This window comes from Marinomonas communis (assembly GCF_004363305.1).
Lineage (GTDB): Bacteria > Pseudomonadota > Gammaproteobacteria > Pseudomonadales > Marinomonadaceae > Marinomonas > Marinomonas communis.
Genome location: NZ_SNZA01000007.1, coordinates 125,240 through 144,919, shown reverse-complemented (window position 1 = coordinate 144,919; position 19,680 = coordinate 125,240). Strand labels below are relative to the sequence as shown.

The window sequence follows — 19,680 nt, the reverse complement described above, 5'->3', positions numbered from 1 at the left end:
AATGAAATCAATCGAAGTAGGCCTATTTTCGCGCTTTAGGGGCGGTGCAATTAACCAAAGAATGCCCAAAGAGGACTGTGTTCAGAGCCCATGCTCCAGAGTAGAACGACGACGGCTAACAGGAATTCAAGTACTAGTACGCCGATACCCAGTGTACCAGTGGATAAGATGAAACCTTCTTTATGGCTGATACCTAAAAATCTTGGCGTGCCTTTGTAAAGTAAGAACGCTGAGTAAGCGACCCCCATACAAACCGCCAATACACACAACCAAGCGATAGGGTAGATTGCGAACAACCCGCTTAAAAACATTGGTGTGGCAATGTAACCTGCAAACACAATGCTTTCAGCTCGACTGGGGCGATGAGAGTACTGTCTTGAAAGAGCGTGAATAGCTGACCCAACACCCGCCACCGCTAACAAAATTAAGGCGTAAAACAAAACCCCCAGTCCAAGGGCGGTCATGATGCTTAGTTTTACACCTTCTTCGCCGTTCAGCGTCCATCCCACTTGCGTGGTCCCAATAAAGCTACTAACAACCGGAATGGCAGCCATAATCAACACATGATGAGCATACATATGACTGACTGATTCGTGTTCTTTATTGATTTCTCGCCATTCTCGATCAGGATGGTGTAATAATCCCCACACATGATTAATCATGCTGTCCTCCTCGTATTCGACTTAAATTAGTTAGATGTTTCTGAACGGTTTTTTGTGTTTAGAAATCACCCTTAACGTTCAGTATAGATGCATACGAGAAAGCGAGATGGCTGGATGATAACGTTTTCTTATAAAGGAAACGGCGGTTAGATGCTTGTTGAATATCAGACTGCTGTAATAACCTAAACTAAGGCGCTCTAGTTCCCATCTGAACACTGATAATCTTCAGGCATTTCAACATTAAAGGGCTTATCCATGGGGTGCTTGAAATCTAGCTGCGCGATGGAGTGCTGAACTAAGAACTCATAGAGCTTCCAACGAGAGCAAGTGGGATGAGTAACGAAGCTGGTGCTTTGAAGTAATAAGTGATTTTGAGTATCGATCAACTTCAGTGTCATTTTGGCCTCAAGCACAGACTGCTCAAGTGTTTCATAGCCAACTAGATGTGGCATGGTATAAACATTTGTATCACAGCGGTGCTTGTCCGCACCTGTGCTGTAGCATGAGGTTGTGTGACCTGTGACTCGTTCCCGGTAAATGGGTTGTTCAACTTTCTTAACTTGCTGTTGGTTAGTCAGTGAGAAGCGTGCAATGACATCTGGCTTGGTAAGATTTGCGCCAATATTATGATAACCACGGCTGTGGAAAGCTTGAATCACATTTTCAATGTAACGTTTGTTGGTAAGAGGGTCGCCCACCTCCATGTTTTCGACCTTGATGCGAGATTCAGGAGTGATGATAGCGTCAGGATCAATATTGCTGACTTGTCGTCCCGACATCACAACATTTGATGTGCACCCACTCAACCCTACGAGCAACATTAAACTTACTAATACGCGCATTCCTACACTCCAAAGAATACTTGCCACAGCATTTATAACCGATGTACTCCCTGTCGAACATAACATCAGCTGTACTGTGAAAGTTGGTTTTCAATGTATTTGGACATTTATTACGAAGTCTAAATTATATTTCTCATCAAATGGAATTTATTGTTATTTGCAATTGATTCTCTTTATCTTTAATGTCTTGTCAAATTTTTCCATTTCAGCGGAGATTGAGACATTGAACATAGAACAGAGTAATCGTGATTTTGCCTTCCTTGAACCAGAACGAATTATCGAACACGCTCTGCGTTACGCTAAAGCACCTGTTACTACCACGAACTTTGGGCCTTATGAAGCAGTGATTTTGCATATGGTGACCCAGATAAAGCCAGATATGAAGGTGGTATGGATTGACTCGGGTTATAACACACCGCATACCTACAAGGTTGCCCAACAGTTGATGGATAAACTGAGTTTGAATATCGAAGTTTACACTCCTAAAGTCTCAGCGGCTCGTTGTGATGCTTCAATGGGCGGGATTCCGAGTGTGGATGACCCTCGTCATGCTGAGTTTACCGAGCAGTTTAAACTAGAGCCATTTAGTCGTGCTATGCGTGAGCAAGCACCTGATGTTTGGTTTACAGCGGTAAGAAGCGAGCAAACTGAGTTTCGTAAAGAGATGGAAGTCTTCGGTGAAGGTCCAAATGGCATGTTAAAAGTGGCACCGCTTTTACATTGGACTGAAGCAGATATGCAGGCTTACCTTGATCGTTTTGATTTGCCAAATGTAGAGCGATACTTTGATCCAACTAAGGCATTAGCAAATCGTGAGTGTGGTCTGCACACCAAGCTTTAGGCATTGCGATGGTTCTCTATAAAATGACTGATGACACTGCCATACTGGATAAAAACGCTACATTGCCGACGCTTCTTGCTCGGTATCACGACCTAAATTTAAAGGCTCATAGCGCTTTTTGTTATGGAGAAGTGGTACTGGCCGATGCTTATTATCAGGACGCATTCCGCATCAGTTTAGAAATGCTTCGACGTTTTGGAGGCTTAAGCGACGTGCTCAAGTTTAGCGTTGAAGCCTGCTTAAACTGCTCTAAGTTTTGCCAATGGAAAGAGGACAGTCATCAGTCTAATTTTTTAGAGAACACCATCGTGCTCTTGCATGAAATTATAAATGGTGAATTTGACAACTCTCACAAACAGAAAGCTATGTCTGCCTACGTAGATCTTGCATACATAGCCTCGCGTTTGCACGGCGAGACGCATTCTAGAAAGGCTAAAAGCTTGGTCAACGAGTTTCGGATACTTTGGCCAACATATTCAAAGACGCTAGTCAGCTTTCAATGACGAATGAAGAGGTTAAGGTCTGTGCGAGTGGGGAAGAGAGAGCGGACGGAAAACTAAAACAGAGGATATTATTTTTATTCCCTCAGTTGTAGTGATGAGAGGCTTACTTTTCGATTGGGAATGTACGGTACCAATCGAGGTTATCAACTTCCATATCCGCTGGACGTTTCGCAGCTTTAGATTGGCGTTTAAACAAGCTTACCAACAGGTTTGAAACGCGGCTAAAACTAACAAGCTTAACATTGCTCAAAACTTGAGAAGTAAAAGACCCGTTGTTGAATGTATTCATAAAATAGACTCCAAAAGAGAGAAGAAAGCAGAAATCGTTATTACCAATCTATATGGTAATTAACGGCATTTAAGTGAACAAACGATGCTTTTTCACCCAAGTATTAAGTTTTTCTCAACAGTGGGTCTGTGCGAGGAGGGATCGTATGGAATCGTACTGGTTTGCTAAGTCGAAGACACAAAAAAGGCCGCTCATTGCTGAGCGGCCTTTTTCTTAGACGTCTGGTGGAGATGGGGGGAGGCTCTACCTTTCACACTTAACCTCTTGAAACTATTGAAATAGATGGTTTTTTTTGAAAAATGTTGGGGAAATGTGTGGGGTAAACCGTCCATTAAAGGTAGATCATGATGGCATACATTGAGAAGAAGCGACACGTATATTTTGCAACTCTAAAAATTCCAAGAGACGTCCAGTCTCACTTCGGAAAAACAAAATTTATCAAGAGCACAGGAGAGTCCCACAAAGCAAAAGCTGAGGCTAAAGCTATGGGGATTGTTTCTGAATGGAAGAAGCTTATCGAGATTGCTAGAAGGCATAGCAAAGATCCTGACTATGAGTTTGGACTTGAGATAAGGGCTGAGATAGAGAGTGCTGCGAAGCGGGGAGAATCTGATCCTGCAGTTTGGTACGCAGCGACAGACCTGATTGATAAGCTGATTGCAAAAGGGGAAAAGGAAAGAGCTGATAAGATCGCAACAGCGGCATTCAGTGACGAAGTTATTCTTGCTGCAGAAGTAGAGAAATGGGCTTTGACAATCAACTCAACCAACGTAAAGACACGCAACTCATATTTATCTATAGCTAAGGAGATTGTTCAGAGGTTCCCAACCGTTAGAGCAATGACCAAGGACAATATCCGCAAGTGGGTTGATCACTTGATGAAAGTTCAGGGACTGTCAAAAGCTAGTATTGAGAAGCGCTTCAAAGTTGCGAGAATGATTTGGAACTACTTGATTGATCAAGGGAAAATTGAAGAAGCAGATACACCTTTTTCATTGCCTAAAATCGTTACAGCTAATGATCAGTATAATCGTAGGCAGAGAATGAAGAAGACAGGCAATTCAAACTCATGGATTCCCTTTGAGCCAAAAGAGATTGTTCAAATCTGGAGGCGTGCCAAGAAGAACGATCATATACTTGCTGACCTGATTTATATTGGGATGTATACAGGTGCTCGGATAGATGAGATCTGTATGCTGCGATGCGATAGCTGCTCTGAAGAGGTTTTGGAGATCACATCTAGTAAAACTGAAGCAGGGTATAGAAAGATACCAGTGCATCCAGAGTTAAAGCCTTTGATTCGACGTTTACTACAAAGCTCTAAAGACGGGTTCCTGTTGTCTGGCTTAAAGTTCACCCCAAGTACAGGGCAGAGATCTAGCGCTATTGGTAAGCGATTTGGTAACTTGAAAACTGAAATGGGCTTTGATGAAAGTAAAGTATTCCATTCAATTCGAAAGACTTTCACTACACTTCTTGAGAATGCAAATGTCCCTGAGAACTTATCTATGGAGCTGCTTGGGCATGAGAAGAAGAATATAACCTATGGCCTTTACTCAGGTGGTTATACCTTAGAGGCTAAGATGGAAGCGATTTCAAGCATCTCATATCCGCTCAATGAGCGTTAAACGAAAATAGGGCTAGCCAATGGTTAATCGGTTAGCCTATTTCCTCAGATTTACTTCAAGCCGTACTTAAGTACCACCCTTTGAAAACGCGCTTTGTACTGCTCTTGATTCTTCGGGGGCAGCCACTCATCTGGGCCTCGGTCACTTTTTGAGCCGTTTAAAACGCCTTCTACAGCAATGATATTGATCGGGTCATTAGCGAACTCTACACGTTTAGCTCTAGTCCAAGAGTTAGCGCCATGAATCCATGCCCACTTTAGAGGTACTACATGATCAATCTGAAGCTTAGATGCATCAGTTATGATGTCTCCGGTAAACATTGAAATCCATCTGCCTCTAGCTACTTTGCATTTCTTGGAATCTTTGAAGGTCACAGGGATTGTAGATGAGCTGATCAATAGTTCATGTCTTGTGTTCTGGCAGTCTTTGTCATCGTCATTCCAGCCATATCCAAAATGATCACGGTCATAGACTGAAGGCAGTAACTCCTTCGATTTAGACGACACAGACGGGCTCTTAGAAGGGCTCAAAGACTGACCTTTAGGTAATCTCCCCCCGCTAGCAAGACAAGCCTCAATCGTTTCATATGCGGTGAAGTTCTTTGTTCGAGAGTAGAACTCTGTGTTTGGCCTATGACAGATGGATGACTTTGATTTCTTTACTGGCTGGTCTGCCCAAGCTGGTTGGAAGAGGCACAAAAGAATGACTGATGTTAGCAGTGTCTTCATGAGTTGCATTGAGTGGCGCTCACAGTTGTCCATAGGTGATGCCTGAGTGTAACTAATTGAGCTGCTATGAGTAAGGGAGAGAGTGCCTAAAGGTAAGACACTCTCGATACGCTTGGATGACTAATGGATGCTTGGGTGTGCTGGGGCTGATTGGCTTGTAGCGCTAAGAATGGCTTTAAGGCGATCCTGCAGGTCTTCAATATTGTCCACTAGCTGAGGCTGCTCTTCGTGTGGCGCTTGGGAGATGTCTTCGATAGTGATGTTACTAAGCATTGAGAATAGAGATTCTAGGTTGTTCATCTTGTTCCTCCTTGAACGTATGGACTATAAGTGAGTCTAGAGATGTTCTCTTAAATTGGCCTTGATGTGGATCATGTATCAACTGCTAGAAATGTGCTGAATTTTTTGTGACAAATTTTTGAGCCCATATACGTAGTAAGCAACTGCCTGTTTCCCCCCCTTAGCCCCCTCATCATTTGTACAAAAACTAGGGACACCCAATATCAAAAAAGGCCGACAGATTAAGCTGCCGACCCTTTTATCTACTCTATATGCAGTAAGCTTAGTTCTAGCGTTTACTTAGCCTTGAGCTTAGCTATTTCCATCTGAAGGCTTTCAACTTGCATTCTTAGAGCCATTACTTCAGCTCGTACAACTCTGTCGTTGAAAGAAATATACTCATCGATAGCATCAGCTTTGAAGAAGTCATCGTTTAGAACTTCTGGATTCTCAGTAAGAATCTTGAAGTAGTCTTCCATTATAGGCAGGTTGTTGTGTGTTCGCTGAAGGCAGTACTGGTGAATCAGTTGGTTCAATTTTGAGTAGGTGGATGTACTGAACAGTTGGGCGCTTTCTGGTACATCTTTGCTCTCATTAATGATGTGGTAAACGCTTAAATCAGCTAAGGATGCAAAGACTTCTTCAGTGATGTCCATAGTTGAGTCCATGTCATAGTTACCCATATAAAGGTCTACCCACTTATCGATAGTACCAGTGTACACAACTGCTGTTCTGAAGATCTCAAGGAAATGTTCATCGTCTTTCTTGTCTTCCAAAGTTTCATTTGGGGCGATGAACCCAGAATCTGTTAATGCCTTTAGTACTTGATAAACGTTTAGATGAACCCAGTCTTCATCTGGTGATCCGCCAAGCCAGCTCCATGTATCTACTTCTTGAGCAACTTGAGACCAGTACACAGCTGATTCCTCTGTGCCAAACATGCTAAAAACTTCGAAATCATCAGTGAATGCTCCACATAGCTTTTGAAGAGCTTCTCTTTTCTCAAATGAGATAGAGTCACCTGATTTCCATTTAGATACCTGTGCTCTAGATACTCCAACGGCTTCAGCTATTTGTGACTGGTTAAGGTTGTGATGCTTAACTAGAAATTCGATGATATTCATAATCCCCTCTGACTGTTTAGTTACCAAATGAGATTGTTAAGGTAACATCATTTCATTTGATGTCAAGTAAACATATCAAGTTGTTAAGTTACCATTGTTGCTGGCTGATCAAGTTATTCTGCTATAGCTCACAGGGTATACCTTATGAGCCACCCCAAAGATCCCACCTAATGCCTAGCTCAAAGCTGTTGACAAGTCATTGATCCAGTTTGTTATATTGACCCCACCTTTTGATCCACCTAATGGAGGGCTTATGGCTACAGTTGCATATGTTCGTATCAGCAGTGACGGTCAATCTAACGAGAGTCAGAAACATCAAATCGCTAAGAAGCATAACGTTGATAAGTGGTTTGCTGATGATGCTGTTTCTGGTGTTATCAAGTCATCAAAGCGGGAGGGCATGAAGGCGCTCCTTGAGTACGTTCGAGAGGGCGATACAGTGATTGTAAGCGCCATTGATCGCCTTGGGAGGCATACGATAGATGTTCTTGAGACTGTCGATCTGATGCAATCTCAGGGCGTCTCAGTGGTGTCTTTGCGTGAGGGCTTTGATCTATCAACACCTATCGGGAAAGCTATGTTGACGATGTTATCAGCTGTAGCTGAACTTGAGAGATCGAACATCAAGGCTAGGCAGATGGCTGGCATTGAGAGGGCTAGAGCTGAAGGTCGTAACTTAGGCAAGGAAAAAGTGATTGATGATGAGGCAGTCGCCTCTTGGAGAGCTTCGAACCAAGCATCGATCAAGACTACTGCGGATCACTTTGGGATCTCTACAACCTCCGTTAAGAGGGCTTGTCGAGCACATAAGGTAAACATCTGATAGTAAACGGTTTTTGAATTACGGGACAGTTCTGGGGGAGAAGCGCTCCCTCTTCTGTCAAATCATTCATTAACCGGAGAATTACTATGTCTTTGATGACAGCCACTTTTACTGAAGTGTTTGAGAAACTTGAACAAGAACAAGCCAACGGTAAAGCAGAACCCAAAGTTGACTCTTTACTACACCTAGAGCAAATCCATGAAGCTATCGAGGTCTTTCAACCTAGAGACCTAGCAAATGATACAGCCTCCAAAGAACAGCACATAAGAAACCTAATGGATGCCATCTTCAACGAGAGTGGAAACAGGCTTGATCCCATTGTTGTCTGGTGGTCAGGCTTTAAGTGGTATGTGTTAGATGGTCATCATCGTTTGATGGCTTATAAGAGAGTTCAAGGACTGAAGAAGATCAAGATCCTTGAGATTCCTGTGCGCGTGTTTAGTGGTTCTTTAGTTTTAGCTATGGCTGAGTCCACAAGGCTTAATTCTAAGGATAAGCTGGCGATGACTAGAGATGATAAGTTCAATCGTGCTTGGCTGTTCATAGCGATGGATAAAGGCTTATCTAAGCGTGAAGTCGCTACCATCTGTAAAGTCGGCAGTGCCACTGTGTCCCGCATGAGGAAGAAACTTAATGAGATCCGAGAGTTGCAGCCTCATGACTGGCAAAGTGTGGCTTTGGGAATGTCTTGGAAGGAAGCTATGGCCTTCAACCAAAATGGAAGAGTCATTGATGATGGATGGGAAGATAGGTTAGCCCTTGAGTGGTCTAAGAGGATTGCAAAAACCTTTGGCAATAAACCTCAGCAGCAACCGGAAGTCTTCGTAAGAGCACTAGAAATGTACTCTCCGCATATGCTCAAGGGGATCGCACAGCATCTTAAGGAGTTCATTGAGGATGATCCTTATGGCTTTGACGACGAAGACGAATATCTTGAGGAAGGCGTAGAGGGGGACTTCTAGTCTAGCTTAAGGTATATCTTCCCTATGGGTGTATCATGATACAGGTACGCCCTTTTCCTTTAGTATTTAATGAAAGAGTGATTAGGAAAACAATACTGGCGGGGCTCGGATTAAACTACTTTTCCATAGTAGCAACTGGTTTAATTGAGTCTTCTTGAGCTTGAGTTGCTTTTTACTTGTAGCCTTAAGCATAAGTAAAGACTTAGCAGTGATAAGAAGTATGAGTAGAGCCTGGGTTATGATTTCATTGTAAGTTTTTCCAGATGAAAAAGGGCTGTAACAAACGTGAGCTTTTCTGCAAGTTTTTGTTGCGGCATCTTCCGTTTTGCTGTTCTCTTCTGAGAATCGATTAAGACTATCAGTTGCTAAACAGATGATAATCTCTATAGGAGATATCACGTGTATTTTTTCATGTAATTCTGGCTTCATGTTACTTACTAAACGATCCCATTAGCGAACTATCAATTTCAGGTATTGCTACCTACCTTACTCTTAATTTTATGAGAGTATTAACAACTCTCGATATTGATAAGTTTATTTACTGTTCAGCGTATTTTTGCATTTAAAGTTGCTGCTTGATTGAGCCTCAGCTTGAGACTCAAATAAGAGTTTAATCTCTTCATGGCTACTGCCTTATATTTTTCATAGTTAAAGTTAGTCTGTATATGTAGTTGTATTTCTAGAATGATCCCCTTAGTTTTCTAAGGGATTGTTCATTGGCTTTACTATTCAGAAAGACATTGAAACAACTCACTAAGCTAGTGTTTACTCATAGTCACCTCCATCGCTTTGCCAATTGCATACAAATTTTAAGAATCTGAGTACTTCTCTTAGAGCCTTAACCCTTCGAATTGTCTTAGGGCTATGAGCGACTTCTAAGTAGAAGAAGTACATTAGTATGATTTCAGTTTTAGCTTTACGGCAAACATCCGCTAACCATTCTCGTAGGATCATGAGTCTCCATAAAACGAGAAGTGGCTAACACTTAATCAGTCAACACGTTCGCTTAATGTTGACACTTAGATGGTAGCATGGTGGTTGCTAAATGACCTAATTGGGCATTTGGGACTGACATCGGATTAAAAATTCAAAGTTTAAACGTTGGAAAACCAACAGTTAAAGCCTTTGGGAGCCAAGGCTGGGCGCAACGGTGGCACATTCGTGTGCAAAGAGATGGTCTATGACTACGCAATGGGATTAGCCCAGAGTCCTTGGTTTTGCCTATTACGCTTAGCAATTCGTCAAGATGCAGAAGGCCGTTACTGCCTTAATGATCTATACAAAGCTTCGGGCGGTGCAGAGAAAGATAAACCTTATCGTTGGTTACGCAACTACAAAACAAAAGAGTTAATAGATCGTTTAGAAGACCAAAAACGTAGTACTAAAAATTTAGAAGACCAAAATCGATGTAATAAACCGTTAGTAACTTTAAGAGGACGAGGTATTACAGGCACTTATGTTTGTGAAGAACTGGTCTATGACTACGCAATGTGGATTAGCCCTGAGTTCAAGCTAAAGGTTATCCGAGCGTTCGACACATTGCAGACTCAAGGTCGGTGTTAGTTGATGCTATTGGTTTAGTTGAATAGCTTTTGCATTCGGTTGAGTAGAGGTTTGTCTTCTAAAATTATATGGTGAATTTTTCTCGCGTAAAAACCATACCAGATCAAAATACTCGCCATATCTGAGTAGTTTGGCTCCTCTCCGGCTTCGTTCAACAACATCTCAGCTAATTTTCGTTTTAGATATAGCTCACGCGCTTCGACTCGACAATTTTTAATTGCTTCGCTTATACGTGGATCTTTAAAGCTTTTAGACAGTGAATCAAGCTCGTTTAGCGTGAGTTCAATCGAAGCTGATCTTTCTCGAATGACTGCTAGAAACTCTGAATGGCTATATGTGGAAGTGTCTTTAAGAAGGCACTCACCTTCAGAAAAGTCTCCGGCTGCAACTTTTAATGTGCTGGGCTCACCAGTTGTATTTATGCTCATAAACATTGACAAGCTGGAAACTTCAACAGCTAGCGCTTTGCTGGAATCTATAAGTAGCTTTATTTTTGTTTGAGATAGCCAGCTTCTACTTGCGAGCAAGCCTAATACAAAGAGTCCAAATGTGCTAAGACCTCCAATTAGGGTGCCAATGCTTGAGGTAACCCCCCATCCATCTTTAGTGGTCCCTAGATCGATGGAGATATCCCAGTCAATTGCGACTCCAAGTCCAATTAACAGACCTATGAGAAGACATATCAAAGGCTGTAAAGCTTTACTCGAAAATCTCATCATTATCTGCCTTAACTGTTCAATAGGTATTCCTCATGAGTATCTCATGTAGTTTCTCGTAGATTAAGTGGGTGTGAGCTTTAACTTAATCGCCTATTAAATAGGAGGGGGGAAAGTGTGGGGGTAAAACGTGGGGGAAATAAAAAAGCGGGAAGTCCGTAAGTCTTTGAAAACTATAGGAATCTTCCCGCTCTTAGCATTTGGTGGAGATGGGGGGAGTCGAACCCCCGTCCGCCAGTCCTCTGCCATCGGCTCTACATGTTTAGTCACTTCTATTTTTTGACCGTTTACCGCCCGAAGGACAGGGTGTAACCAGCGAGCCTGTTTGAGCTTAGATCCTTATCCCCAGGCAGGGCATCGGATAGCATCTTGTAATTTATGATACTGCGGAATCCCGGGCTACAAGCAACCTGGGGGCAGCACACTAGCAGGTTATTAAGCTGCTAGAGCGTAGTTTTCGTCGTTTGCGACTATTAAAGTGATACAAGTGGATTTACGAGATCTCGTATCGCTCTCGACATGCACCTCAGGTTTTGTAACCGGCGTCGAAACCATGTCATCCCCGAAGTTGCGGCCATCATAACGAATTTAATCCGATTTCGCTAGTCAGTGGCGCGCTTTCCACAGTGTGGAAATTAAAATTTTGCCTTCATTAGGCGTTCTTTATCACGTGCCCAATCACGCTCTTTGGCGGTATCGCGCTTATCGTGATCTTTTTTACCGGTTACCAATGCGACTTCACATTTGATCTTGTTACCTTTCCAGTACAAGGCCATGGCCGCACAGGTTTTACCTTTTTGTTCAGTGACTTGAATGATGCGGTCGATCTCTTTGCGATGCATCAACAGTTTGCGCTGGCGCAACGGTTCGCACACTACGTGTGTCGATGCGCTCAAAAGTGGCGTAATGCGTGCGTTGATTAGGTACGCTTCATTGCGGTGGATAATGACGTAACTATCCACTAGCTGTGCTTTCCCTTCACGAAGACTTTTGACTTCCCAGCCTGATAGCTCTAAACCTGCTTCAAACTTCTGGTCGATGAAGTATTCGTGGCGCGCGCGCTTGTTCAAGGCAATCGTGCCCGAGCTGTTTGGTTTTTTCTTTGCTTTACTCATAGGTAAAAATTATACGGTCGATAGCGCGAAAAGCCTATGCTTTTCTTGAGGTATGCGCCCTAATATAAGAAAATTTAGAAGTTTAAGAAAATTCGGTGCAGGCAGTTGTGCTGCCGTGTGTTTAAATTCGCTTAACGCATTATGAGAGCTTAATGTATGCCCGAGAGTCGCTGTTTACAAGGTATTTGGTCTAGCCCCTGGATATTTATTTTTGCAGCGGCTGGTTCTGCTATTGGTTTAGGAAATATTTGGAAGTTTCCCTACATGCTCGGTGAGCATGGCGGTGGCGCGTTCTTGTTGATCTACTGCCTGTGTTTGGTTGTGGTGGGGCTCCCTATGCTAATGGCTGAGGTGGCTTTGGGCAGAACGGTGCGCTCTAATCCTGTTGATACGGTGAATGATCTTGCGGAAAGAAGAGTCGTGTCAAAGTACTGGGTGGTCGTGCCTTATGTTGCTGGATTAACTGGGCTACTTATCCTTTCCTTTTACAGCGTGATTGCTGGGTGGGCATTTGCTTATTCTCGACGTGCTGTGACCGGTACGTTGGAGCAACTTAACACTGTACAGTCTGAGGCATTGTTTCAAAGTTTCTTGAATTCGCCTGTTGAAATGCTGCTCTGGCACAGTGTGTTTATGGGGCTAGTAGTGATCGTGGTTGGCCAGTCGGTCACCAGAGGGCTTTCTAATGTTGTGCGTATATTATTGCCAACGTTGATTTTCGTTTTATTGTTGTTAGCGGCTTACGCTTTAGTCGTTGGTGCTAGTGCTGACGCCATCGGTTTTATGTTTCGTTTAGACTGGGAGCAGGTCACTTTTGATGTGGCTTTGTCGGCCATTGGTCATGCCTTATTTAGTCTAGGGGTTGGGTTAGGGGCAATGTTCTCATATGGCGCTTACATGAGTAAGCGCATGTCCATTGCAAAGGCCTGTACCATAGTCGTTGGGTTGGATCTTCTTGTATCGATTCTGGCAGCGTTGATTATTTTTCCGCTGACGTTTGAGTTTGGTATTAGTGCGGATTCTGGCCCCAGCTTACCCTTTGTGACATTGCCGATTATTTTTGATTTGTTACCAGCAGGCCAAGCGATCGGCTTAGTGTTCTTTGCTCTGTTGGCTTTGGCCGCACTAACGTCCGCTATTTCAATGATGGAACTGTTTGTCTCTTGGATGCATGAACGCTTTTATATAGGACGGTTGAAGTCCGCGTTTTTAATTGGCATTGGAGTATGGTTCTGTGGCATCGCGATAGTGCTATCGTTCAACCATTGGGATACCAAGTTGCTGTTTGATCTAAATTTGTTTGAGCTGGTCGATAACCTTACGTCTTTGATTTTGCTGCCTATGGCGGCGGTGGCCTTGTCTGTTTTGGTTGCTTGGGTGATTCCTGAGCCAATGTTAAAAAACGAAATGATAGCGAAGAACCCCAAGCATTTTAGATGGTGGTACACTACGCTGAAATACGTCAGCATTCCGGCGGCAGTTCTTATAACGGTTGCTGGTTGGATAGGAGTTTAGTTTGAGTCACATTCAGAAGTTTGCTCATGTGAATTATAGCCAAAAGCAAATGTACGATTTAGTGAATGATTTTGAGCAATATCCGGCATTTTTGCCTGGTTGTATTGGTGCACGAACCTTATCTCGCACTGATCAAGAAATTATTGCGACGCTTGATGTCGGCAAAGGTCCTGTGCAGCAGTCCTTTACCACTCGTAATGTGCTTAGTGAACCGAGCAGAGTGGAAATGAATTTGGTGCAAGGCCCTTTTAAACGTTTACATGGTGTATGGACGTTTGAGCCTTTATCAGAAACAACGTGTAAAATTGCCTTAAGTATCGACTTTGAATTAAGCGGCATGTTGAAATTCGCATTTGGTGGCGTTTTTGGTCAAGTTGCCAATGCCATGGTAGAAGCTTTTAGTGAGCGAGCAAAAGTAGTATATGGCTAAGATTCGAGTTGAGGTGGCTTATGCGCTACCAGAAAAACAGAAAATAGTCGCGTTGGATGTAGAAGATGGCTGCACTGTGATGGAAGCCGTGCGCCTTTCTAATATCGATGCGTTTTTTCCAGAGTTGGACTTGTCTGCTCCGAAGCTAGGTATATTTGGGAAAGCTGTGCGTAAGCCTGAGGAACAGGTGTTAAAGCCAGGTGAGCGTGTAGAGATTTACCGAGAGCTGAAGGTTGACCCGAAACAAGCTCGGGCCAACCGCGCTGCAAAAACAGACAAATAGGAGGCTCCCTACTTTTCCTGAATGCTCTGCAGGGCACCATTTTGGAAAGTGAGGGTCAAATGTTTGACTTCACTTTGCTTGCTATTCTGGTCACTGTATAAGCTGGTAAACAGATAGTGCCATTGGTTTGAGTTAAACGTGCTGCGTACCATAGGTGTACCCATTACGTATAGAACCTGTGATTCGCTCATGCCAAGTTGGAGTTGTTGTACTTGTTCTGTTTTAATGACGTTGCCTTGTTCAACAGAAGGTTTGTAGGGTGAAGGCAGCAAGCTGCAACCGCTAAGAGTGAACAGTGTGGAAAGTAGGAGAATCGTTTTCTTCATTGGTCTTATCCTGTATTGGTTAGGTCAATGATAAAGTAATTATTAACGAGATCGAAATAGAGAATGACTCATGAGTAGTGAAAATCAAGAACTTAAAAAAGCTGGACTGAAAGTAACACTTCCGCGTGTGAAAATCCTACAAATCTTAGAAAATGCTGGTGATCATCACATGAGTGCGGACGACGTGTACCGTACTTTACTAGATCAGGGCGAAGATGTAGGCCTAGCGACGGTATACCGCGTACTGACTCAATTTGAAACGGCGGGTCTTGTTTCTCGTCACCATTTCGAAGCAGGTACTGCTGTATTCGAACTAGCGAAAGGCGAGCATCATGATCACATGATCTGTCTTGAGACTGGTAAGGTAATTGAGTTTGTGGACGATGTGATCGAGCAGCGCCAACATGAAATTGCCGAAGAGCATGGTTACGAAATCGAAGATCACAACCTGATCATCTACGTTCGTCCAAAGAAGAGCTAAAAAACTTCAGTAGCAATGCTACTGAAGTTGGACATTGCCGAGCATCTCCTGAGCATGAGCCAGAGTTTGCTCGGTAAGTTCTATTCCCCCAAGCAAGCGAGCTATCTCTTGGGTTCGTTTTGTCTCCACTAGCGGTTCTACTTTAGATACCGTTGCCTCATTCAATACTTCCTTACTGACGCGGAAATGCTGATGCCCTTGTGCTGCAACCTGTGCCAAGTGCGTGACACAGAACACTTGCCCGCGATTACCCACTGCACGAAGCATGCGCCCAACTACCTCAGCGGTACCACCACTGATACCTACATCTACTTCATCGAATACCAATGTCGGAATGACGGAAGTGTGTGCAGTGACGACTTGGATGCCTAGGCTGATACGGGAAAGCTCGCCACCGGATGCCACTTTGCGAAGAGGTTGTGCGGGTTGGCCTGGGTTTGAAGCAATCATGTATTCAATTTCTTCATAGCCATTAGCGCTGATTTGATCCAGTGGTTCGCAATGGATATGGAAGCGGGCATAGGGCATGCCTAAGCCGTGGATTTGCTCTTCAACTCGTTGTGCAAGCTCCTCTTTAGCTTGCATGCGCTTTTCTGTTAACAAGGTGGCGCTGGTTGTGAGTTGTTGATAAGCCTTTTCTTCTTTGAGCTTGAGGGCTTCTAAACTTTCTTCTCCGCCAGATAAACAGTCTAGTTCTGCTTCGACGTCTTCTCGCAAAGGAATTAAGCCTTCCGGCAATACTTTGTGTTTGCGGGCGGTGTCGTAGATATCGCTTAAGCGTTGTTCGACATCTTGTAGGCGACCAGGGTCTTGTTCCAGAGTATCTTGGTAATGATTCAAGCTGCTTGAAGCCTCTTCCACTTGGATGAGTGCTTGATTCATCATTTCTAAAGCGTTTTCAAGCTCTTTGGTGGCTGGGTGAATGGCGCTTGCCTGTTGGATGGCTTGATGTAGTAGCGAGCATATATTGCCTTCATCGTTATCTCTAAGAATGCCGCTCGCCGCGTAAGCTTTATATTGGGCGTCTGCAATATTAGAGAGAAAAGCCTGTTCTGTTTCCAATTCCTCTAGTTCGTGAGGCTTTAGGTCCAGCTGTGCTAACTCTTCCGCTTGATATGACAATAATTGGATTTTGGCTTCAAGTTCCGCTGAGCGATTTTGCTTTGCATGCAGTTCTTCTTTCAGCTTACGCCATGCGTTGTATTCGTCACGAACTTGACGAGAGAGCTCTGTCAGCTGGCCATATTCATCAAGCTGTTGACGTTGTGCGCTACGCTTTAATAGAGATTGATGTTCATGTTGACCATGAATGTCGACAAGAAAGCTGCCAGCTTCTTTTAAGTCGCTTAACGTACATGGGCGGCCGTTAATGTAAGCCTTAGAACGGCCTTCTTTGCTGATGACTCGGCGCAATATGCATAGAGGATCACTGCCGTTCTCTAAGTCCCGTTCTTCTAACCAGTGTTGTATCGCCGGATAAGCGCTGATCTCAAAGGTGGCGCTGATATCGGCCTTTTTTTCCCCGTGACGAACGACGCCTGCATCGGTGCGCCCGCCTAAACAAAGCGATAGGGCGTCCACCATGATGGATTTGCCAGCACCGGTTTCGCCAGAAATGGCGGTCATCCCAGGTTTTAGCTCTAAATCCAGAGTTTCTACAATGGCAAAATTTGAAATGGCGATACTGGTTAACATGGCATGCTCCCGATCAAGCAAAGTTTCATGGTTAAATATACAGTACTTTTATATGGTTCTTTATACAGTACTTGTACGTTTTTTGACAAGTACTGAGAAAAGATTTTATTTGCATACATTTAATAAGGATTAGGTGTTGAAAGGTTAAAAGGTGACCCCATATACCACGCACAGACAGGTTACTTTCTGTTATTTGGAGATGAAAATGAGTGATCAAACGAATAAAGCACAGCAAGAAGTCGAGCAAGAAGAATTGCTAAACGAAGCCGATGCTGCCATCGCAGAAGAAGTTCTAGAGGGGGTGGTGGAAGAAGAAGCGTCAGATGAACTGGTGAAAGCCCGTGAAGAAGCGGCCCAGTACAAAGAAGTGGCGCTTCGTGCTCAAGCTGAAACGCAAAATATTCGTCGTCGTGCTGAGCAAGATGTTGAAAAGGCGCATAAGTTTGCGTTGGAAAAATTCGCTAAATCCGTCATTACGGTTGCGGACAACCTAGAGCGTGCTTTGTCCTCTGCGGTAGAAGGTTCAGAAAATGATCCTATGCGCGAAGGTGTGGAGCTAACCTACAAAGACCTAGTAGAAACGCTAGCGCGTTTTGAAGTGGTTGCAGTTGATCCTCAGGGCGAACCATTCAACCCTGAATTACATCAAGCGATGACTATGGTGCCAAATCCAAACATGGAGCCAAACACCGTAATGGATGTGGTACAGAAAGGTTACACATTAAATGGCCGCTTGTTGCGCCCAGCAATGGTAGTGGTTTCAAGCGCAGTCTAAAAAAACTGTCATTTTTTTGACAGTGAGTGCTTGAAATAAAAATTGCCGTACCCAAATACAGAATTATCGAAACGAACAAAGAATTTTACTGGAGATACAACCATGGGCAAAATCATTGGTATTGACTTAGGTACAACTAACTCTTGTGTTTCCGTGCTAGACGGAGACAAGGCCCGCGTTATCGAGAACGCGGAAGGCGATCGCACCACCCCATCTATCGTAGCATTTACTGAAGATGGCGAGACATTGGTAGGTCAGTCAGCTAAGCGTCAAGCGGTTACAAACCCAACGAACACTCTGTTCGCAGTTAAGCGTTTGATCGGTCGTCGTTTCCAAGACGACGTAGTACAAAAAGACATCTCTATGGTGCCTTACAAAATCGTATCTGCTGACAACGGCGATGCTTGGGTAGAAGTGAAAGGCGAGAAGAAAGCGCCACCACAAATCTCTGCAGAAGTTCTTAAGAAAATGAAGAAAACTGCAGAAGACTTCCTAGGCGAGAAAGTAACAGAAGCAGTTATTACTGTACCTGCTTACTTCAACGACTCTCAGCGTCAAGCAACGAAAGACGCTGGTAAAATCGCAGGTCTTGAAGTTAAACGTATTATCAACGAGCCAACAGCGGCTGCACTAGCATACGGTCTAGATAAAGCTTCTGGTGATTCAACAGTAGCAGTATACGACCTTGGTGGTGGTACATTCGATATCTCTATCATCGAAATTGCTGACGTTGATGGCGAGAAACAATTCGAAGTACTGTCTACGAACGGTGATACGTTCCTAGGTGGTGAAGACTTCGATATGCGCGTGATCGAATTCTTGGCTGCAGAGTTCAAGAAAGAAACTGGTATCGATCTACACAACGATCCACTAGCGCTACAACGTCTAAAAGAAGCCGGTGAAAAAGCGAAGGTTGAGCTATCTTCTTCTTCTCAAACAGAAGTTAACCTACCTTACATCACGGCAGATGCAACAGGTCCTAAACACCTTAACGTTAAGCTAACTCGTTCTAAGCTTGAGTCTTTGGTTGAAGATCTAGTGACTAAGTCTCTAGAGCCTTGCCGTCAAGCGCTGAAAGATGCAGATCTATCTGCTTCTGACATCGACGAAGTTATCCTAGTAGGTGGTCAGACTCGTATGCCACTTGTACAGTCGAAAGTAACTGAGTTCTTCGGTAAAGCACCTCGTAAAGACGTGAACCCAGACGAAGCAGTTGCAATCGGTGCATCGATCCAAGGTGCGGTACTAGCAGGTGATGTGAAAGACGTTCTTCTACTAGACGTTACGCCGTTGTCTCTAGGTATCGAGACTATGGGTGGTGTGATGACGACTCTAATCGAGAAAAACACGACTATCCCAACTAAGAAGTCGCAAGTATTCTCAACAGCTGAAGACAACCAGAACGCTGTAACGATCCACGCCCTACAAGGTGAGCGTAAGCAAGCGTCTCAGAACAAGTCTCTAGGCCGTTTTGACTTGGCTGACATCCCACCAGCGCCACGCGGTGTGCCTCAAATCGAAGTTAGCTTCGATATCGATGCCAACGGTATCTTGAGTGTCTCTGCGAAAGACAAAGCGACTGGTAAAGAGCAGTCTATCGTGATCAAAGCCTCTTCTGGTCTAAGCGATGAAGAAGTAGAGCAAATGGTTCAGGATGCGGAAGCGAATGCTGAAGAAGACCGTAAGTTCGAAGAGCTTGTGCAAGCTCGTAACACTGCGGACGGCATGATTCACGCGACTCGCAAGACTTTGACTGATGCGGGCGATAAAGCGACTGCAGAAGAAAAAGAAGCAATCGAGAAAGCAATCACTGATCTAGAAGCTGCTCTAGAGTCTAACGATAAAAATCAGATCGAAGAGAAAACCAATGCGTTGACTCAAGCGTCTGGTTCTCTAGCGCAGAAACTGTACGAGCAAGCAGATGCTGCTGAAGCTCAAGCAGGTGAACAAGCTTCTGGTCAAAAACAAGACGACGCAGTTGATGCTGAGTTTGAAGAAGTTAAAGACGACAAAAAATAAGCCAACCGCTTAGTTAAGTCGTCGTCCCAACGGGACTTATGCAAAACACGGGACGCTACCGTGTTTTGCTGTCTCTAGGGA

At 43.9% G+C, this 19,680-nt stretch carries 23 protein-coding genes and 1 other RNA gene; 12 read left to right on the top strand and 12 right to left on the bottom strand.

All coding sequences use genetic code 11. The features are described 5' to 3' along the window. Positions 1–50: 50 nt before the first annotated feature. On the bottom strand, positions 51–662 hold the full coding sequence (locus tag C8D85_RS17380; protein WP_133565125.1) for a Yip1 family protein: 612 nt from the start codon (positions 660–662) through the stop codon (positions 51–53). 197 nt (positions 663–859) lie between these two features. Continuing rightward, positions 860–1,504 carry a hypothetical protein gene (locus C8D85_RS17375; RefSeq protein ID WP_162847616.1) on the bottom strand — a complete coding sequence of 215 codons (645 nt, stop codon included), beginning with the start codon at positions 1,502–1,504 and terminating at the stop codon, positions 860–862. A gap of 223 nt (positions 1,505–1,727) precedes the next feature. On the opposite strand from C8D85_RS17375, the gene C8D85_RS17370 reads away from it, so the two are divergent. Both C8D85_RS17370 and C8D85_RS17365 read left to right on the top strand, forming a co-directional pair. Beyond that, complete coding sequence (locus C8D85_RS17370; RefSeq protein ID WP_228191795.1) at positions 1,728–2,345, top strand: phosphoadenosine phosphosulfate reductase domain-containing protein; 618 nt, start codon at positions 1,728–1,730, stop codon at positions 2,343–2,345. Positions 2,346–2,368: 23 nt separating this feature from the next. After that, positions 2,369–2,848: a hypothetical protein gene (locus C8D85_RS17365; protein ID WP_133565120.1), complete on the top strand. Its 480-nt coding sequence runs from the start codon at positions 2,369–2,371 to the stop codon at positions 2,846–2,848. A gap of 103 nt (positions 2,849–2,951) precedes the next feature. Here the strand turns inward: C8D85_RS17365 and C8D85_RS17360 are convergent, their stop codons facing one another. Beyond that, complete coding sequence (locus C8D85_RS17360; protein ID WP_133565117.1) at positions 2,952–3,137, bottom strand: hypothetical protein; 186 nt, start codon at positions 3,135–3,137, stop codon at positions 2,952–2,954. A 344-nt stretch (positions 3,138–3,481) separates the two neighbouring features. Here C8D85_RS17360 and C8D85_RS17355 point away from each other — a divergent pair, with 344 nt between their 5' ends. Continuing rightward, a complete protein-coding gene (locus tag C8D85_RS17355; protein WP_133565114.1) occupies positions 3,482–4,765 on the top strand; it encodes a tyrosine-type recombinase/integrase in 1,284 nt (427 codons plus the stop codon). Between the two features lie 50 nt (positions 4,766–4,815). Here the strand turns inward: C8D85_RS17355 and C8D85_RS17350 are convergent, their stop codons facing one another. The 3 genes from C8D85_RS17350 to C8D85_RS17340 form a co-directional block, all read right to left on the bottom strand. Next, positions 4,816–5,271, bottom strand: a complete 456-nt coding sequence (locus tag C8D85_RS17350; protein WP_211342230.1) for an HNH endonuclease family protein — start codon at positions 5,269–5,271, stop codon at positions 4,816–4,818. Positions 5,272–5,613: 342 nt separating this feature from the next. Continuing rightward, positions 5,614–5,793 (bottom strand): hypothetical protein, encoded by a 180-nt coding sequence (locus tag C8D85_RS17345; RefSeq protein ID WP_133565112.1) that lies wholly within the window; start codon positions 5,791–5,793, stop codon positions 5,614–5,616. Between the two features lie 275 nt (positions 5,794–6,068). Continuing rightward, entirely contained in the window at positions 6,069–6,896 is an 828-nt protein-coding gene (locus C8D85_RS17340) for a helix-turn-helix domain-containing protein (RefSeq protein ID WP_133565110.1), read from the bottom strand. Positions 6,897–7,149: 253 nt separating this feature from the next. Between C8D85_RS17340 and C8D85_RS17335 the strand changes: the two genes are divergently transcribed. Together C8D85_RS17335 and C8D85_RS17330 are read left to right on the top strand one after the other, a co-directional pair. Next, a complete protein-coding gene (locus C8D85_RS17335) occupies positions 7,150–7,719 on the top strand; it encodes a recombinase family protein (RefSeq protein WP_133565108.1) in 570 nt (189 codons plus the stop codon). Positions 7,720–7,805: 86 nt separating this feature from the next. Continuing rightward, positions 7,806–8,681, top strand: a complete 876-nt coding sequence (locus tag C8D85_RS17330; protein WP_133565106.1) for a ParB N-terminal domain-containing protein — start codon at positions 7,806–7,808, stop codon at positions 8,679–8,681. Between the two features lie 81 nt (positions 8,682–8,762). Here the strand turns inward: C8D85_RS17330 and C8D85_RS18115 are convergent, their stop codons facing one another. Further along, positions 8,763–9,110, bottom strand: coding sequence for a hypothetical protein (locus C8D85_RS18115; RefSeq protein ID WP_162847621.1), 348 nt, complete (start codon positions 9,108–9,110; stop codon positions 8,763–8,765). A gap of 672 nt (positions 9,111–9,782) precedes the next feature. Between C8D85_RS18115 and C8D85_RS17325 the strand changes: the two genes are divergently transcribed. Next, entirely contained in the window at positions 9,783–10,244 is a 462-nt protein-coding gene (locus C8D85_RS17325) for a KilA-N domain-containing protein (RefSeq protein WP_211342229.1), read from the top strand. A 14-nt stretch (positions 10,245–10,258) separates the two neighbouring features. On the opposite strand, the gene C8D85_RS17320 is transcribed toward C8D85_RS17325, so the two are convergent. The 3 genes from C8D85_RS17320 to smpB form a co-directional block, all read right to left on the bottom strand. Next, complete coding sequence (locus tag C8D85_RS17320; protein ID WP_133565104.1) at positions 10,259–10,963, bottom strand: hypothetical protein; 705 nt, start codon at positions 10,961–10,963, stop codon at positions 10,259–10,261. A gap of 198 nt (positions 10,964–11,161) precedes the next feature. Then, positions 11,162–11,524: a transfer-messenger RNA gene (gene ssrA, locus C8D85_RS17315) on the bottom strand. Between the two features lie 71 nt (positions 11,525–11,595). After that, positions 11,596–12,075, bottom strand: a complete 480-nt coding sequence (gene smpB, locus C8D85_RS17310; protein WP_133565103.1) for an SsrA-binding protein SmpB — start codon at positions 12,073–12,075, stop codon at positions 11,596–11,598. Positions 12,076–12,231: 156 nt separating this feature from the next. Between smpB and C8D85_RS17305 the strand changes: the two genes are divergently transcribed. The 3 genes from C8D85_RS17305 to C8D85_RS17295 are packed head-to-tail and all read left to right on the top strand — an operon-like array spanning position 12,232 to position 14,303. Further along, positions 12,232–13,590 carry a sodium-dependent transporter gene (locus tag C8D85_RS17305; RefSeq protein ID WP_133565101.1) on the top strand — a complete coding sequence of 453 codons (1,359 nt, stop codon included), beginning with the start codon at positions 12,232–12,234 and terminating at the stop codon, positions 13,588–13,590. Between the two features lies 1 nt (position 13,591). Continuing rightward, positions 13,592–14,020, top strand: coding sequence for a type II toxin-antitoxin system RatA family toxin (locus tag C8D85_RS17300; protein WP_133565100.1), 429 nt, complete (start codon positions 13,592–13,594; stop codon positions 14,018–14,020). Further along, on the top strand, positions 14,013–14,303 hold the full coding sequence (locus tag C8D85_RS17295; protein ID WP_133565099.1) for an RnfH family protein: 291 nt from the start codon (positions 14,013–14,015) through the stop codon (positions 14,301–14,303). The genes C8D85_RS17300 and C8D85_RS17295 overlap by 8 nt, the downstream gene beginning before the upstream one ends. An 8-nt stretch (positions 14,304–14,311) precedes the next feature. On the opposite strand, the gene C8D85_RS17290 is transcribed toward C8D85_RS17295, so the two are convergent. Beyond that, positions 14,312–14,629 (bottom strand): outer membrane protein assembly factor BamE, encoded by a 318-nt coding sequence (locus tag C8D85_RS17290; protein ID WP_133565097.1) that lies wholly within the window; start codon positions 14,627–14,629, stop codon positions 14,312–14,314. Between the two features lie 70 nt (positions 14,630–14,699). On the opposite strand from C8D85_RS17290, the gene fur reads away from it, so the two are divergent. Next, positions 14,700–15,110 (top strand): ferric iron uptake transcriptional regulator, encoded by a 411-nt coding sequence (gene fur / locus C8D85_RS17285; protein WP_055464123.1) that lies wholly within the window; start codon positions 14,700–14,702, stop codon positions 15,108–15,110. 18 nt (positions 15,111–15,128) lie between these two features. Here fur and recN read toward each other — a convergent pair whose 3' ends face one another. Then, a complete protein-coding gene (gene recN, locus C8D85_RS17280) occupies positions 15,129–16,805 on the bottom strand; it encodes a DNA repair protein RecN (RefSeq protein ID WP_133565095.1) in 1,677 nt (558 codons plus the stop codon). A 205-nt stretch (positions 16,806–17,010) separates the two neighbouring features. Between recN and grpE the strand changes: the two genes are divergently transcribed. Further along, positions 17,011–17,580 (top strand): nucleotide exchange factor GrpE, encoded by a 570-nt coding sequence (gene grpE, locus C8D85_RS17275; RefSeq protein WP_133565093.1) that lies wholly within the window; start codon positions 17,011–17,013, stop codon positions 17,578–17,580. A 102-nt stretch (positions 17,581–17,682) separates the two neighbouring features. Then, on the top strand, positions 17,683–19,599 hold the full coding sequence (gene dnaK, locus C8D85_RS17270; RefSeq protein ID WP_133565091.1) for a molecular chaperone DnaK: 1,917 nt from the start codon (positions 17,683–17,685) through the stop codon (positions 19,597–19,599). The last annotated feature ends 81 nt before the right edge of the window (positions 19,600–19,680 follow it).

Bases quoted from the DNA above. Each gene is read 5' to 3' on its own strand.
- C8D85_RS17380 (WP_133565125.1), bottom strand. From the start codon at position 662: ATGATTAATCATGTGTGGGGATTATTACACCATCCTGATCGAGAATGG.
- C8D85_RS17375 (WP_162847616.1), bottom strand. From the start codon at position 1,504: ATGCGCGTATTAGTAAGTTTAATGTTGCTCGTAGGGTTGAGTGGGTGC.
- C8D85_RS17365 (WP_133565120.1), top strand. From the start codon at position 2,369: ATGACTGATGACACTGCCATACTGGATAAAAACGCTACATTGCCGACG.
- C8D85_RS17360 (WP_133565117.1), bottom strand. From the start codon at position 3,137: ATGAATACATTCAACAACGGGTCTTTTACTTCTCAAGTTTTGAGCAAT.
- C8D85_RS17355 (WP_133565114.1), top strand. From the start codon at position 3,482: ATGATGGCATACATTGAGAAGAAGCGACACGTATATTTTGCAACTCTA.
- C8D85_RS17345 (WP_133565112.1), bottom strand. From the start codon at position 5,793: ATGAACAACCTAGAATCTCTATTCTCAATGCTTAGTAACATCACTATC.
- C8D85_RS17340 (WP_133565110.1), bottom strand. From the start codon at position 6,896: ATGAATATCATCGAATTTCTAGTTAAGCATCACAACCTTAACCAGTCA.
- C8D85_RS17335 (WP_133565108.1), top strand. From the start codon at position 7,150: ATGGCTACAGTTGCATATGTTCGTATCAGCAGTGACGGTCAATCTAAC.
- C8D85_RS17330 (WP_133565106.1), top strand. From the start codon at position 7,806: ATGTCTTTGATGACAGCCACTTTTACTGAAGTGTTTGAGAAACTTGAA.
- C8D85_RS18115 (WP_162847621.1), bottom strand. From the start codon at position 9,110: ATGAAGCCAGAATTACATGAAAAAATACACGTGATATCTCCTATAGAG.
- C8D85_RS17320 (WP_133565104.1), bottom strand. From the start codon at position 10,963: ATGATGAGATTTTCGAGTAAAGCTTTACAGCCTTTGATATGTCTTCTC.
- smpB (WP_133565103.1), bottom strand. From the start codon at position 12,075: ATGAGTAAAGCAAAGAAAAAACCAAACAGCTCGGGCACGATTGCCTTG.
- C8D85_RS17305 (WP_133565101.1), top strand. From the start codon at position 12,232: ATGCCCGAGAGTCGCTGTTTACAAGGTATTTGGTCTAGCCCCTGGATA.
- C8D85_RS17295 (WP_133565099.1), top strand. From the start codon at position 14,013: ATGGCTAAGATTCGAGTTGAGGTGGCTTATGCGCTACCAGAAAAACAG.
- C8D85_RS17290 (WP_133565097.1), bottom strand. From the start codon at position 14,629: ATGAAGAAAACGATTCTCCTACTTTCCACACTGTTCACTCTTAGCGGT.
- fur (WP_055464123.1), top strand. From the start codon at position 14,700: ATGAGTAGTGAAAATCAAGAACTTAAAAAAGCTGGACTGAAAGTAACA.
- recN (WP_133565095.1), bottom strand. From the start codon at position 16,805: ATGTTAACCAGTATCGCCATTTCAAATTTTGCCATTGTAGAAACTCTG.
- grpE (WP_133565093.1), top strand. From the start codon at position 17,011: ATGAGTGATCAAACGAATAAAGCACAGCAAGAAGTCGAGCAAGAAGAA.
- dnaK (WP_133565091.1), top strand. From the start codon at position 17,683: ATGGGCAAAATCATTGGTATTGACTTAGGTACAACTAACTCTTGTGTT.